General features: G+C 50.9%; 15 protein-coding genes. 5 read left to right on the top strand and 10 right to left on the bottom strand.

Annotated features, from left to right (window positions below):
* Genes EV294_RS24825 through EV294_RS24815 form a run of 3 tightly spaced genes read right to left on the bottom strand, consistent with a single transcriptional unit; the run spans window position 1 to window position 3,093 of the window.
* On the bottom strand, window positions 1–708 hold the full coding sequence (locus tag EV294_RS24825) for a glycosyltransferase family 2 protein (RefSeq protein WP_132311787.1): 708 nt from the start codon (window positions 706–708) through the stop codon (window positions 1–3).
* The gene (locus EV294_RS24820) at window positions 701–1,738 is read right to left on the bottom strand and encodes a GDP-mannose 4,6-dehydratase (RefSeq protein WP_132311785.1); all 1,038 of its coding nucleotides are present in this window, start codon (window positions 1,736–1,738) and stop codon (window positions 701–703) included. Before EV294_RS24820 ends, EV294_RS24825 begins: the two co-directional genes overlap by 8 nt.
* A complete protein-coding gene (locus EV294_RS24815; RefSeq protein ID WP_132311783.1) occupies window positions 1,735–3,093 on the bottom strand; it encodes a UDP-glucose dehydrogenase family protein in 1,359 nt (452 codons plus the stop codon). Before EV294_RS24815 ends, EV294_RS24820 begins: the two co-directional genes overlap by 4 nt.
* A 123-nt stretch (window positions 3,094–3,216) precedes the next feature.
* Here EV294_RS24815 and EV294_RS24810 point away from each other — a divergent pair, with 123 nt between their 5' ends.
* The gene (locus EV294_RS24810; protein ID WP_132311781.1) at window positions 3,217–3,666 is read left to right on the top strand and encodes a MarR family winged helix-turn-helix transcriptional regulator; all 450 of its coding nucleotides are present in this window, start codon (window positions 3,217–3,219) and stop codon (window positions 3,664–3,666) included.
* 115 nt (window positions 3,667–3,781) lie between these two features.
* Here EV294_RS24810 and EV294_RS30945 read toward each other — a convergent pair whose 3' ends face one another.
* Window positions 3,782–4,906: a nucleotidyltransferase family protein gene (locus tag EV294_RS30945; RefSeq protein WP_347813059.1), complete on the bottom strand. Its 1,125-nt coding sequence runs from the start codon at window positions 4,904–4,906 to the stop codon at window positions 3,782–3,784.
* 152 nt (window positions 4,907–5,058) lie between these two features.
* On the opposite strand from EV294_RS30945, the gene EV294_RS24800 reads away from it, so the two are divergent.
* The gene (locus tag EV294_RS24800; RefSeq protein ID WP_132311779.1) at window positions 5,059–5,562 is read left to right on the top strand and encodes a Crp/Fnr family transcriptional regulator; all 504 of its coding nucleotides are present in this window, start codon (window positions 5,059–5,061) and stop codon (window positions 5,560–5,562) included.
* Window positions 5,563–5,571: 9 nt separating this feature from the next.
* On the opposite strand, the gene hmpA is transcribed toward EV294_RS24800, so the two are convergent.
* The 4 genes from hmpA to EV294_RS24780 all read right to left on the bottom strand — a co-directional run bounded on the left by hmpA (window position 5,572) and on the right by EV294_RS24780 (window position 8,561).
* Window positions 5,572–6,810: an NO-inducible flavohemoprotein gene (gene hmpA, locus EV294_RS24795; RefSeq protein WP_132311777.1), complete on the bottom strand. Its 1,239-nt coding sequence runs from the start codon at window positions 6,808–6,810 to the stop codon at window positions 5,572–5,574.
* A gap of 111 nt (window positions 6,811–6,921) precedes the next feature.
* On the bottom strand, window positions 6,922–7,443 hold the full coding sequence (locus EV294_RS24790) for a hypothetical protein (protein WP_132311775.1): 522 nt from the start codon (window positions 7,441–7,443) through the stop codon (window positions 6,922–6,924).
* A 130-nt stretch (window positions 7,444–7,573) separates the two neighbouring features.
* Window positions 7,574–8,098, bottom strand: coding sequence for a hypothetical protein (locus tag EV294_RS24785; protein WP_132311773.1), 525 nt, complete (start codon window positions 8,096–8,098; stop codon window positions 7,574–7,576).
* 22 nt (window positions 8,099–8,120) lie between these two features.
* Window positions 8,121–8,561 (bottom strand): GNAT family N-acetyltransferase, encoded by a 441-nt coding sequence (locus tag EV294_RS24780; RefSeq protein ID WP_132311771.1) that lies wholly within the window; start codon window positions 8,559–8,561, stop codon window positions 8,121–8,123.
* A 145-nt stretch (window positions 8,562–8,706) separates the two neighbouring features.
* On the opposite strand from EV294_RS24780, the gene EV294_RS24775 reads away from it, so the two are divergent.
* Together EV294_RS24775 and EV294_RS24770 are read left to right on the top strand one after the other, a co-directional pair.
* Complete coding sequence (locus EV294_RS24775) at window positions 8,707–9,303, top strand: YdeI/OmpD-associated family protein (RefSeq protein ID WP_132311769.1); 597 nt, start codon at window positions 8,707–8,709, stop codon at window positions 9,301–9,303.
* A gap of 2 nt (window positions 9,304–9,305) precedes the next feature.
* Entirely contained in the window at window positions 9,306–10,100 is a 795-nt protein-coding gene (locus EV294_RS24770) for a Nif3-like dinuclear metal center hexameric protein (RefSeq protein WP_132311767.1), read from the top strand.
* Between the two features lie 214 nt (window positions 10,101–10,314).
* On the opposite strand, the gene EV294_RS24765 is transcribed toward EV294_RS24770, so the two are convergent.
* Window positions 10,315–10,737 carry a universal stress protein gene (locus EV294_RS24765; RefSeq protein WP_132311765.1) on the bottom strand — a complete coding sequence of 141 codons (423 nt, stop codon included), beginning with the start codon at window positions 10,735–10,737 and terminating at the stop codon, window positions 10,315–10,317.
* Between the two features lie 203 nt (window positions 10,738–10,940).
* Here EV294_RS24765 and EV294_RS24760 point away from each other — a divergent pair, with 203 nt between their 5' ends.
* The gene (locus tag EV294_RS24760; RefSeq protein ID WP_132311763.1) at window positions 10,941–11,411 is read left to right on the top strand and encodes a GyrI-like domain-containing protein; all 471 of its coding nucleotides are present in this window, start codon (window positions 10,941–10,943) and stop codon (window positions 11,409–11,411) included.
* Window positions 11,412–11,498: 87 nt separating this feature from the next.
* Here EV294_RS24760 and EV294_RS24755 read toward each other — a convergent pair whose 3' ends face one another.
* Window positions 11,499–13,118: a DUF3502 domain-containing protein gene (locus tag EV294_RS24755; protein WP_132311761.1), complete on the bottom strand. Its 1,620-nt coding sequence runs from the start codon at window positions 13,116–13,118 to the stop codon at window positions 11,499–11,501.
* Window positions 13,119–13,163: the final 45 nt, after the last annotated feature.

The following is a 13,163-nucleotide window of genomic DNA, read 5'->3' as shown; positions in this document are numbered from 1 at the left end:
TTAATGGCCTTTGATTTGATAGCGAATGACCCGTTTGCGGAGCCAGCCAATGACGATGGCATCCATAAGCCCCACGAAGGCTCTGTTAAATACGCCGTATTTGGATACGCCATGCTGTCTTTCCTGATGGGATACGGCCACCTCGATAACCTTAAAGCCGTTAATCTTCGCCAGAGTCGGGAGAAAACGATGCTGTCCCTCATACAAATAATAGCTGTCCGCCACCTCGCGCTTCATCAGCTTCATCGGGCAGCCGGTATCGTAGATTTGATCGCCCGTCAGCCAGTTGCGGACGCCGTTGCCGACGCGGGAGGATACCTTCTTCACGACCGTATCTCTGCGGCGCACGCGCTTGCCGTTCACGAAATCCATGTTCGGGATATAAGGCATCAGCTTGAAAATATCCCGCGGGTCCGTTTGCAGGTCCGCGTCAATCAACGCGACCAGCTCGCCGGTCGAGCCCTTCAGGCCGGCGTAGATGGCCGCAGTCTGACCGCAGTTTTTCTCGAAATGAATCACTCTCACCTTGGAATCCTGCTCGGCCAGCTCATCGAGCAGCATCGCGCTGCGATCCTTGCTGCCGTCGTTGACGAGGACGATTTCGTAGCTCTCTACTTTATCTTTAACCGCATTCGTGATCGCCTCGTGCAGCAGCTTAATGTTTTCTTCTTCGTTATAAATAGGCGCAACGACCGATAACTTAACCATTTCCATTCCCCCTGTACCATGTAACAAACTTGTGTATTCCCTCGGCAAAATCGGTCTGCGGGAGATAACCGAACAGCCGATTGGCCTTGGATACGTCGGCATAGGTCTGCTCCACATCTCCCGGCTGGTTAGGCAGTGTACGAACGAGGGCTCTCTTGCCAAACTCCTGTTCCAAGCTAGCGATTAATTCCCGGAGCGTGATGGTTCGGTTCGTGCCCAGATTCACAACCTCGTAGAGGTTTTCCATCCGTTCCACATACGACAAGGCGCCAAGTATACCCGCGATTATATCGCCGATATACGTGTAATCGCGCCTCGAGGAGCCATCGCCGTACATCGTCAGCTCTTCTCCCTTGTCCAGCATCCTCGCGAATTTGTGAATGGCAAGATCCGGCCGCTGCCGCTCTCCGTAAACCGTGAAAAAGCGCAGCATAATCGTATCGATATGATGCAGATGAAAGTACGTGTGCCCCAGCACTTCGCAGGCTTTTTTGGTCGCCGCATACGGCGATATGCTGAAGTCGACGACGTCCTCCTCGGAAAAAGGCACCTTCCTGTTATTCCCGTACACGGACGATGACGAGGCGCAAAGCCATTTGCGCACGCCATGCTTACGCATCGCCTCCAGAATATGAAGAGTTCCCTTCACGTTCACATCCTCGTACAGAAGCGGATCCTCAATCGACGGCCGGACCCCGGCCATAGCCGCCAGGTGGATAACGGCGTCGATCCTCTCGCTGGCGAACAAGGCATCAAGCTCGTCCATGCGGCGGATATCCGCCGCAGCCAGCCGGTAATGATCCGATTCCACAACCGCCTGAAGCTTGGCCACATCGCCTTCCTTTTCTCCCAAATAGAGGAAAGGAAACTCCGACCTTGTACTATTCAGGATATTCCTGATTTTGGTTTTATAGTCGTAAACGTCGTTGAAATTATCGATATTGACGACGCGGTGGCCTTGAGCCAGCAGCTGCTCGCAAAGATGGGAGCCGATAAAACCCGCTCCCCCGGTTACGCAATACGTCTTCATTGTGCCTCCCGCAAGGGATACCCGTGCTCGCTTGCGCCCACCGGGTAGTATTTGAACCATTGAAGGACTGAATCGTCCCCCGCGAACATATTCCGCATATCAAAGAACGCATTTCCGCGCATGCCGCGGGCGATTTTCTCCCAATTGGCAGCACGGAACTGCTCCCACTCGGTCATCAGCACAATCGCGTCCGCCTGCTGCGAGCATTCCGCCTCGCTGTCGCAATATTGGATTCGGCTGTTCAAATCGGTCCAATAAAGCTTCGCCTGCTTCATCCCTTGCGGGCAATAGACCTTAACGGAAGCTCCTTTGCCGAGCAGGCCCTGAATGATCTCATAGCTTGGAGTATAGCGGATGTCATCCGTATCCGGCTTGAAGGTAAGCCCCCATACCGCAACGGTTCTTCCTTTCAACTTACCGTCAAAGGATAACGCCTCTTCGATCTTGCTCGCCATCTTCGCCTTCTGCTTCTCATTGGCTGCTATGGCCGCACGCACGACGTACAGCTCTTCGCCGTTCTTCCTGCCGACATCCACGATTGCCTGCGTATCTTTCGGGAAGCAGCTGCCTCCGTAACCGGGGCCTGCCTGCAGGAAATGCGGCGAAATTCTGTCGTCCAAGCCCATACCCTTCGCAATATCCTGGATTTTCGCGCCAACCTTTTCGGATAATAAGGCCAACTCGTTAATAAAAGAAATTTTGACCGCCAGGAAGGAGTTTGACGCGTATTTGATCATCTCGGAAGTTTCCCAGTTCGTGAATAGAAACGGGACATCCTGCTCAAGATGAGTAGCGTAAACCTTCTTCAGCATTTGCACCGCTTCGTCGCTCTCCGCTCCAATCACAACCCGGGATGGAGACAACGAATCGCTGACAGCCTTGCCTTGTCTCAGGAACTCCGGATTAGAGGCTACGTCAACCCGGTACGGGGTGCCTCTGAGCTTGCCGTCAAGATACATGGCAATGCTTCTGCTTGTTCCAACCGGCATCGTTGATTTGCTGACAATCACTTTATGACCGTTGATATGCTTGCCGATTTGCTGCACCGCATCCCAGACATGCGAAAGATCCGCGCTGCCGTCCTCTTTGGCGGGCGTTCCCACTGCGATAAACAGAACGTCGCTTGTCTGAACGACTTGCTGGGCGCTTGCCGTAAAGACGAGATTCCCGGCGCGAAGGCCGCTTTGGAGCAGCTCGTCAAGCCCTGGCTCGTAGATTGGAGAAAGGCCTTGGTTCAGACGCTCGATTTTCTGTTCGTCTACGTCCATGCAGGTAACCCGGAAACCGTAATTGGATAAAACAGCACCATGGACAAGCCCGACGTAACCCGTACCCATTACTCCTACGTTAACCATCGTAACACCCCATTATTGTGGCATTTAAATAATTAGTTTACCAACTTAACTATAATCATAATAATGAGAAGTGTGATATATTTCAAGTATAAACAATTAACAACTTAGGGATTGGGAGTAGGTATGAACAAAGACAACCATCAGGAGACCATCCAACGTTTAAGGGAATCATTTACCCGTTTTGCGAAAGCCGAGTGGAGACAAAGATCGGTTAACGGCCTTAACAAGAGCGAGCTTCGCATTTTGTTCTGCATCATGATGAATACCGATGTCGATAATCCTAAAATCAGAGTATCCGAAATCAGCAGCAAGCTGCTTGTCACTACCCCAACCGTCACCCAGCTTCTTAAGAAACTGATAGCCGACGGGCTTGTTGAACGTACCGTAGACCCGGATGACAGACGTTCGGTGGGAATTGAGCTTACTCCTAAAGGAAAGCAGATTGCGAAGGAAGCGGACGAGCAATTGAATCAGCATCTTAGCGGCCTGGTCGAGCACCTGGGCGAGGAGCAGACGTTAATGCTCTCCGACTTATTAACGAAAGCATACAACTACTTTAACGAAAAAGATTGAAAAAGAGAGGGATATCCCTCTCTTAGTTACATATTATTAAGATTTTTCATAGAGTATGACTTTGATTTACATGGTGAAGCACTATAAGAGGAATTTTCAATGTTATTAACGCGATTTAGGATATATCCCAAATTCGCTCGACATGCGTGAGCGCAAGGCCGGTAAAGCTAAGCTTATAAATATCCGGCATGCTCAGCTGCTGCCAGAAGGCAAAGCCGTATTCCGGGTTAAAGGCCTTCATCGTTAATGCCATGAGGTTGCCGTGCGTCCCGATGGCGATCGTCTCTCCCTGGTAACGACGGAGTACGCCTTGCAGAGCCTGTACCCCTCTATGCTGAGCGACCAGATTGGATTCGCCTCCCGGCCAGGAGAAGTCCTCCTCTTCCCATACCTTCCGGATGGCATAATCAAATTCATCCTGCGGCCGGTCCGCCAATAACCGCTCCCGAAAGTCTTCCTCCGCTTGAATGGCAAGACCTTTCCGAGCGGCTAACGGCTCCACCGTTTGAAGCGCCCGTTTGTACGGGCTGGAGATAATGGCCGAAATCGGTACATCCGCCAGAAGATCGGCAACTTTTCTCGCCGCTTCCTCTCCATCAGGAGATAACGGCCGGTACAATTCGTCGTCTGCCTTATAGACGGAGTGCGCATGCCGAACCATATAAATATGGGTAGTAGCAGCTTCAACCTGATTCCATCTGCTCTTCCAGTTTTTCTGAAGAAGGCGCTTCTCATAGATCGGCATAAGTGTCGGCGACTGCTTAAAATGCGGCGTAGGCCGGACAACGAGGTCCAGCAAATCCCTGATTCCGTGAGGTGCCGACAACACTACACCGTTCTGCTCGTCCAAGGACAGTCCCAAAGCGGTAACCGTCTCCGGAAACTTGGACATGGCATCAACGGCGGATGCGTACGGCTCGATATCGTTCACCAGATGCATTCTCGCTTCGTTTTTCACCGACCAAGGCACATCCGGCATGAGGTCTTTCAGCTTCTGCTCAAGCACTTTCTCTGCTGCTTCATCCGTTTGGGAAGGATCGTAATAAATCAGATCCACATCCGGCAATACGAACCGCTCCGTGTAACCATGCAGACAATCCCATACCTTCGACCGTACAAATCCGGCGCACACCCACCAGTCCGGCAGGTTCAAGGCCCCCGCCGCATGCAGCACCTTCATCATCCACTCGTCTTCGAGCACAAGCTCTATGATGTCCCGTTCATTCTCCAGCTGTCGCAAGCCAATCCCTCCTATCGAAAGCAAGTTCTCCCATTAGGATACAATAACGGGATAGCCATGCAACATATAAATCCAAACTGTCGTATAATGAAAACAAAAAAGCGAAGCCCGGGTTCGGGCTTCGCTTGTTAAATACGGAGGCTTCACCGCTTATGATTTTGCATAAAGGCGAAACTTTATTTCTGCAGGGACAGGCAGGTCCTCTCTTCCATCTGCGCAGCGGCCTGCTCAAAATTGTACGCGTTCACCCTGACGGCTCGCAAATTCTGGTCAACATTATCGTGCCGGACGAAATCATTCCGCATCATTCCCTTATTACTCCGAACCCTTACTTCGGCACCGCTGTCGCAGTCGTGACAAGCGAAGTGGATATTCTTCCCGCCGCAGCCTGGTATGAAGAGCTTGAACAGCACCCGGAGCGGTATCGGTCGATCGCGCTGCAGCTTCAGGAAAAGCTCCGCATGATGCAGCAGAGGATTGATCAGTTAACCGCGATTGCCCCGGCGGATAAGCTGCGGAAGCTTGAGGCGTGGTTCGACCATTACATCTCTCCGGAGAAGCTGACCGATGTCCTGACCCAGGACGAGATCGGACAGTTCATCGGTCTCCGCCGGGAGACGATTAACCGGCTGCTGCGTGCCCAGAAGGAAAGCTAATCCAGCTGATTATTTGGCAACCGCTTCTTTTTCCGTCTCGTCCAGACTGCCCTTTGGCCCAAAGAATTCGTAATGAATATCGGACGCAGGAACTCCCCACTCGAGAAGCTGGCGGTTGATATGAGCCATAAACGGCGTTGGTCCGCAGAAGTAGAACACGGCATCCTTGGACGGAATAATTTCCTGCAGCCAAGGTAGGTCCACGTAGCCTTCTTTGTGGTATGCTCCTGCATCCTGCTCGGTTGGCTGCGCATAGCACCAATAAGCTTTGGCTTGCGCTGCCTGGGCCGCCTTCTCCTCTACCTGCTGCTTAAGAGCATGGAACTGCCCGTTTTGCGCCGCATGAATGAAAGTAATTGGACGATTAGATTTCGTATCCACAAGCGTATTCAGCATGCTGACCATCGGCGTCAAGCCTACACCGCCGCTGATCAATACCACTGGACGCGTATCCTTCAGATCAAGCGTGAAATCTCCGGCCGGTGCCGATAGCCAGAGCAGCTCGCCTTCCTTCACCTGCTCATGCAGGTAAACCGAGACGACGCCGGCATCCTTGCCTGGCTGCGAATCCTCTCTTTTGACCGAGATCCGGTAATACGGCTTGCCAGGCGCATCCGACAGACTGTATTGACGGATATGAATGTTCTTCTGATTGGGAATGTCCATCTTCACGCTCACGTATTGCCCCGGCTCAAACGATGCAATCGCTCCGCCGTCCTCCGGCACCAGGTAGAAGGAGGTAATGACATTACTCTCCTGAACTTTACGCTGGATGCGGAATGCCCGGTAACCCGCCCAGCCTCCTTGCTGCTCTTCAGCTTCCTTGTACATCTCCGCTTCGACGCTAATAAACACATTCGCGATAACGCCGTATGCTTCGGCCCATGCATTCAGAATTTCGTCGGTTGCGGCATCGCCGAGCACTTCTTTAATGGCCTGCAGCAGGTTTTGGCCGACAATCGGATATTGGTCTGCCGTAATGCCAAGGCTCCGATGTTTGTGCGCGATTTGCTTTACGGCAGGCAGGATGGTTTCAAGTTTATCGATGTAAAGGGCAGCGGCGTAAACGGCATTCGCAAGCGCGGTCTGCTGTTTGCCCTGTCTTTGGTTGGCATGGTTAAATACATTCATAAGCTCGGGATGACTCGTAAACAATAATTGATAGAACCTTTTCGTAATGGCCGTCCCGTGAACCTCAAGCACCGGTACAGTCGATTTAATAATGGCTATCGTGTTTTCATTCAGCATGAAGCTCTCCCCGCTTTCTTCAACTTGTTATGATCCGAGTATACGAAAGATGGCAGCCCGCCGATGTGATTCCAATCACACCAAATCAGAACGATATGTGAAATTCATCATTCAGGGATAAATCTGATGTCCGCCATTATCTAGTCCGACGATGTCCATCGGCGCGTCGACCTGCTTATCGTAGTAGGTGAACCAAAGTCTTATGCCTGTGTCGGTTGTAATGATTTTGGCTGATTTCTCGAGCGAGCCGTCCGGTTTCTTCGTAATCACCCTGGCGATATCCGGATTGGCAAGAACGCCATAGAAAAAGTGCATATGCAGGCCCTCTTTATTAATAGCGCTCCAGGAGAGGCCGGCTTCCGGCTTTAGATTGTTTGTTTCCTGTGAAAGCATTGTCCACTTTGCAGCAGCGTCATTTTTCGCAAATCCCGTGTTAAGTCCCTCGCCATCGCGATAAAACACCTGGAATCCGTCCTTCACCACTTCCACGTGAACAATCTCGTCCGCCTTCACCTTTGCCTTGTCCATGCTGCGCTTGATGTCATCCAATAACGAAGAATCTCCCGCTTCCCCGCTGGAGCATCCGCTTAACAGCATGAATGATACGGCCAATAAAACAATAATTCCCCTCAACTTTTATGAAGCCTCCTTTATGGGCATTAAACCCAAAGCTGATTATCCTGCAGAAAATCCAGCGTAGACCGTGCTGCCAAGTCAAAACGCTGCATTACGCTGCACGAAATCCAACGTAGCTCTTGCAGGCTTAATGGTTGTTATCAAACCATCTCGTAACCGTAAGCTTTTTCGTAAACCCCAGATACTTATATTTAACCGTAACGCTTTGAACCGTTCCCTCCTCAGCGGAAAAACGAATTCCGTAGAGAATAGGCGTATGGGCTTTTTTGTTAATGGCCTTCGTTAACTCGTCACCGGCAAGAGCCGGGTAAATGGATGAATCGCGTATTCCCATAAATTCGATTTCCGGAACAGGTTCAGGCATGACCTGCACAAACTGCCCGGAATCATAAGTAATGCCTAGCTGCACGGGGCCGGATGGGGAAGTTCCGTTAATCGTTACGCTAACGATATCGATTTTCCGGAGCCCCTTGTTCACCAGACCAACAACATACTCCGGAGGTTTTCCGACAGGGGGCGTAAAGGTGGACAGCCCGTCGATATTAAGCGGCTCCGTTTGCTGATACCATATACCAGCTGCGGCGGCAATCCCGATTACGATGATCAGACAGCCATACACGATTATGCTCGTTAATCGTTTAGCGGTTTTCAATTTAACCCTCCTAACCTTCTGGTTACGGCTTCGCGATAAACCCCGTTTTAATCCCTTTTACAAAACCGGCCTTTTCGTAAAAAGTAAGGGTGCCCTCCTGCTTGGAGCTCGTCAGCAGCATCACCTTGTAGCAATTTTGCTTCCAGGCGATAGCAAGCGCCTCGCGCAATACGTCGGTTCCGTAACCTTTTCTGCGGAAATCGGAATGGGTTACCACGTTTTCGATCAGTCCGTATGGCCTTGCCCCTCTTGTTAAATTCGGAATAATAATCAGCACGCAGGCTGCAGCAATCCGGCCTTCCGCTTCGACGACGAGATAGTGCATATTGCGATCCGCACGGATCTGATTCCACAATTCTTGAACATCCGCCGCCCGAAGCACCGGATCGTTCGGAATCAAATGACGGTATAAATCCAGAAGCTCCTGCAGTTCATGCTCCCGAATAGCTCTAACTTGGCTCATTGGTCCGCTCCCCGCTTTCGTCATCCACGCTTCATGGGCGATGGTACCCTCATTTTATAGGAAAAGTTTGTAAACTCAAGACTTATAAGGTTGGTGCGACAATGCTATAATGTTGGAAGGAAACGGCATAAAGGAGTTTTGTACAATGAGCACAAATGAGCTGCCTATTCTCCACTTCCCCGATCAGCCGGCTTTCGAGCGATGGCTCGCCGAGCAATACGATCAGTCGTCCGGCATTTGGCTGCAGATTTCGAAAAAAAATGCTGCCAGCCCCTCGGTTACTTACCATGAAGCGCTGGACGTTGCCTTATGCTACGGCTGGATCGACAGCCATAAAAGAAAGCATGACGAAGAAAGCTGGATTCAGCGATTTTCGCCAAGAGGTCCAAAAAGCATCTGGTCGCAGATTAATAAGGATAAAGCCGAAGCCCTTCTCGCTGCCGGCAAAATGCAGCCAAGCGGTCTTAAGGCCATCGAAATAGCCAAGCAGAACGGCTTATGGGACAAAGCTTACGAATCGCAGTCTAACGCTGCCATTCCGGAGGATTTCGCCCTTGAGCTGGCGCGCAGCGAGAAGGCTCAGCAGTTTTTCGAGACGCTGGACAAGCAGAACAGGTATGCGATTCTGTTCCGCATTCACAATGCCAAAAAGCAAGAAACGCGGGTGAAGAAGATTCGGCAATTTATAGAGATGCTGGAGAAGGGCGAGAAAATTTATCCAAGCAAAAAGGACGGATCTTAATTATGTCAACTACGGTTCAGACTATTATGGATGCCTTGCGATCATCGGTTCCCCCGATTCCTGACACGGTGGATGTTCTGATGGCCGGCCAGCCCGATACCGAGGTAACCGGAATTGCCGTATCCTTCATGCCAACCCAGGAGGTAATTGAAAAGGCCGTCGCGGCGGGAGCTAATCTTCTTATCGCGCATGAGCCCCTTTCTTACACCCATCGGCATGATGAGAAGCTGACCGGAAACGATCCGGTTTTTGCGCAAAAGCTGAAGCTGATCGAAGACAGCGGGATCGCGATTTTCCGGTACCATGATTACTGCCATAAGAAGCAGCCGGACATTATTATGACGGGCTTATTGTCCGCGTTGGAATGGGAATCAAGCTTGGCGGAAATGCTTCCTATCGCCGCCATTCTCGAGCTTCCGTCTATGACCGTTACGGAGGTTGCCGCGCATGTGAAGCAAAAGCTTGGTATGCCGTTCCTGCGTATTACCGGTGATTCCTCGGCTCTTGTGAGCCGGGCAGGCATACTGGTCGGTTACCGGGGAGGCGCTTCAACCGCTATTCCGTTTATGCGCGAGCATAACCTCGATCTGCTCATCGTTGGGGAAGGTCCGGAATGGGAAACGCCGGAATATATCCGGGATGCCGCGCATCAAGGCCGGGCAAAAGCCTTGCTGACCCTAGGCCACGCGGAAAGCGAAGAGCCGGGCATGCGCGCGTTAAGCGAGGAGTTGAAGCTGCGGTATCCGGAAATTCGGGTGGAGTTTTTGCCGATCAAGCCGATCTTCCGGATCGTATAGCGGAGGATCTAGCTTAACGATGCACCGCATCGTTAAGAGAGCTGCTTTTGTGCGATATGGAGCGAATTCGGTTAGTTTCCGGCGGCTTAGCGATTTGCCGCATCGTTAGGCACGACGAAAGCTGATTTTCCGATCTCTTAACGATGCGCCAGATCGTTAACGGATCGGAAAAAGTAAAAAGGCTGCCCGCGGGCAGCCTTTTACTTTACGTTTATTATTTTACAAGCAGGACCGGACAGTGAGCATGCTGGGATACCCCATGGCTGACGCTGCCGAGCAAAATTTCCGAGACAAGTCCAACGCCGCGGCTGCCCATAACGATCAGGTCGCAGCTCCGCTCCTTCGCGGTCGTGCAAATCAGAGTGGATGGATCACCGTCGGCCCGAAGCAGCGTGTAATCTATTCCGGAGTCTCTCAGCTGCGCAGCGGCTGCGGAGAGCACTTCGTTCTCTTCCTTCTCCAGCATCTCCCCCACATCCACATAAACAAAAGCCTGACTCATCGCGACACGCCCCGTAACATGGATAACAGACAGCCGAATCGGTGCGTTTATCGCCTTCACCAGATTTATCGCGTGATCAAGAGCTTTGCTTGCCTGTTTCGAACCATCGACGGGAACAAGGATATGATTGTACATAAGAGATGCCTCCTTCAAAATGTGATCCCTAACTTCTTAATACCCACTTCCAAGCTTGTTCAAACATGGTTTCATAATAAGCATACTCCTCAACAATATTAACGTCAACGTAAACGTTATGTTCAAAATTATCCTTTACAAGCGAACGTATATTCGTTATTCTAATTATGGTTATATTTACCATGTCTGGAGGGATATAAACATTGAGCACGTATCAGATCGACAGAATTGAGCAAGAAGAGCTCAAGCTGATTGGATATTCGATTAAAGAAAGCCTGAACAGCGTTCTGCAGTCCCGCATTGTTGGCGTATTGCGTGAACAATTGGCCGCACGCGGGAATGAGCTGCGGAACCGGAATAAAGAAGGCATTTATTTGATTCAGATCTATAACCAGGATGGACAATGGACGCATGACACCCCCTACCAGCATGTAGTCGCTTTCGAGGTTAGCGCATTTGAGGATATACCTGACGGCATGACCTCCTACACTCTGCCTTCAGGATCATATATCAGGATCATTCATGAAGGGGCCGAGTCGGAGGTTGGCGATACGTATGATTACATCAATAGCACGTTTGGCGTTAGGCCCATCGATATCGAGTATTGGAATGACATCTACTCCCTGGACCGGCAGGATGCCAGAATCGACATCCTTATTCCGGCCAAGCCGTGAGTAAACATTTATCACGCCTCTATCGCTGCATATAATTAAAAAACCGGGATCAGACGCTTCGCGTCCAATCCCGGCTTTCTTCCTTGCTTATTGACCGGATTCCATTTTTGCTTTGTATGCATCCATTTGTTTTTGCAGCTCGGCAAGAACTTTATCGTAGCCGGCTGTTTTCAGCTTGCTGCGGAATTGATCGACCGCTTTCACAGGGTCGCCTGCTTTACCGTAAGCAATAGCCGGGCCCATCTCGCCGGTTACTTGCGTAATCGCTGTCAGCTCGGCTTCAACCGGCGTTTTGTCGAATACGAATTGGCCGTACGGATAAGGCTTTTTGATTTTGTCATACTCAGCGTAATACGTTTCTTCGAGCTGATCCCATGTCGTTACGCTTGGAATCTCGAATTTGTCGACACGGCCGCCCCAGAAGTCGGAGTAGAAGCCGTCTTTTGTTTCGTCGTAGCCGGCTGGTTGTTGACGTTTGCCGTCTTTGACTTCGTATTGCACGCCTTCGATACCGTAGTTAAGCAGGTGGTAAATTTGCTCGTCGTTGCGGATCAGGTCGTATGCCATCAGAGCGCGCTCAGGGTTTTTGCTGTGTGCGCCGACGGAAGTACCGCCGTGCGTGATGGACAGCTCAAGCAGGTTGTTGCCGCCTTGGCGGGCAAACGGGAACATTTGCAGGTCGGAGCCCGGTTGGTCTTTATCCATTTGAACGCGGAGACCGCCGAACGTTTGCGTATGATGCTGGTCCATGCCTGTCAGGCCCGCACGCAGCGAAGCACGCGTATCGTTTTTGTTGTTCAGCACGTCTTCGCGCCAGAACCCTTTGTCTGCCCATTCTTTCATCATCGTTGCGTATTTCACCATCGTATCTTCGAAGACAGGGCTATTGATTGTGTACTTCTCATCATAGGATTTCGCTGTGAATACCGGCAGGTAACCTGTCGAGATCGGCAGTTCGAGGTTATCCGTGTAGGAAGTATCGAAGCCGCCGAATGTGCTCGTTCCGGAAACCGCGTCCCAAGGAATGACGTCAGGCTTGTTGTCCTTGATGTATTGCAGGTATTTGCCGATGCCTTCCCAGTCTTTGATTGGCTCCGTAATGCCTGCTTCTTTTGCCCAGTCGCCGCGGTAGAAGAAGCCATGGTTAACCCATTGCGTATATTGATCTTCAGGAATGAGGACGATTTTGCCGTTGTATTTGGATTCTGCCCAATCTTCTTGCGGAATCGAATTAAAGGTTTGAGGCGCATATTTAGGAAGCAGATCATCCAGGTTCATGAAGGCGCCGCGTTGAGCGTTGCCCCATGTATCGAGCCAGTCGGTACCGATCGTAATCAGATCGATTGGTTCGCCGGATGCAAGGGCAAGGTTGTATTTCGTTTGCCAGTCCGTCCATTCAATCCATTTCCATTCCAGCTCGGCGTTGATTTTTTCCTTCATGATTTTGTTCACTTCACCAAGCACCTTCTCGAACTGACCGTTCGTAGGTTTGTTACCCAGCACGAGATAAGTGATTTTCACGAATTTGGAAGTATCCACCGCGGTATCGCCGCCCGTATTCGTCGATGCGTTGGTGTTTGTGCTTGCGCTGTTGCTTGGTTTGTTGGAGTCTGCTGGTTTGTTGTCTTTGTTGTTATTACCGGAGCAGGCTGCCAAGCTGGAAGCCATCAAGATAGACAGCAGGATTGCGGAACTTTTCTTAAACATGCACGTCTCCCCTTTGTTTTTCATTTATCGGGCTTTGCCCGTTAT

It is taken from the genome of Paenibacillus sp. BK033 (genome assembly GCF_004345425.1).
Classification (GTDB): domain Bacteria; phylum Bacillota; class Bacilli; order Paenibacillales; family Paenibacillaceae; genus Pristimantibacillus.
Note: the sequence above shows the minus strand (reverse complement) of the source record. Positions and strands in the feature narration are given on the sequence as shown.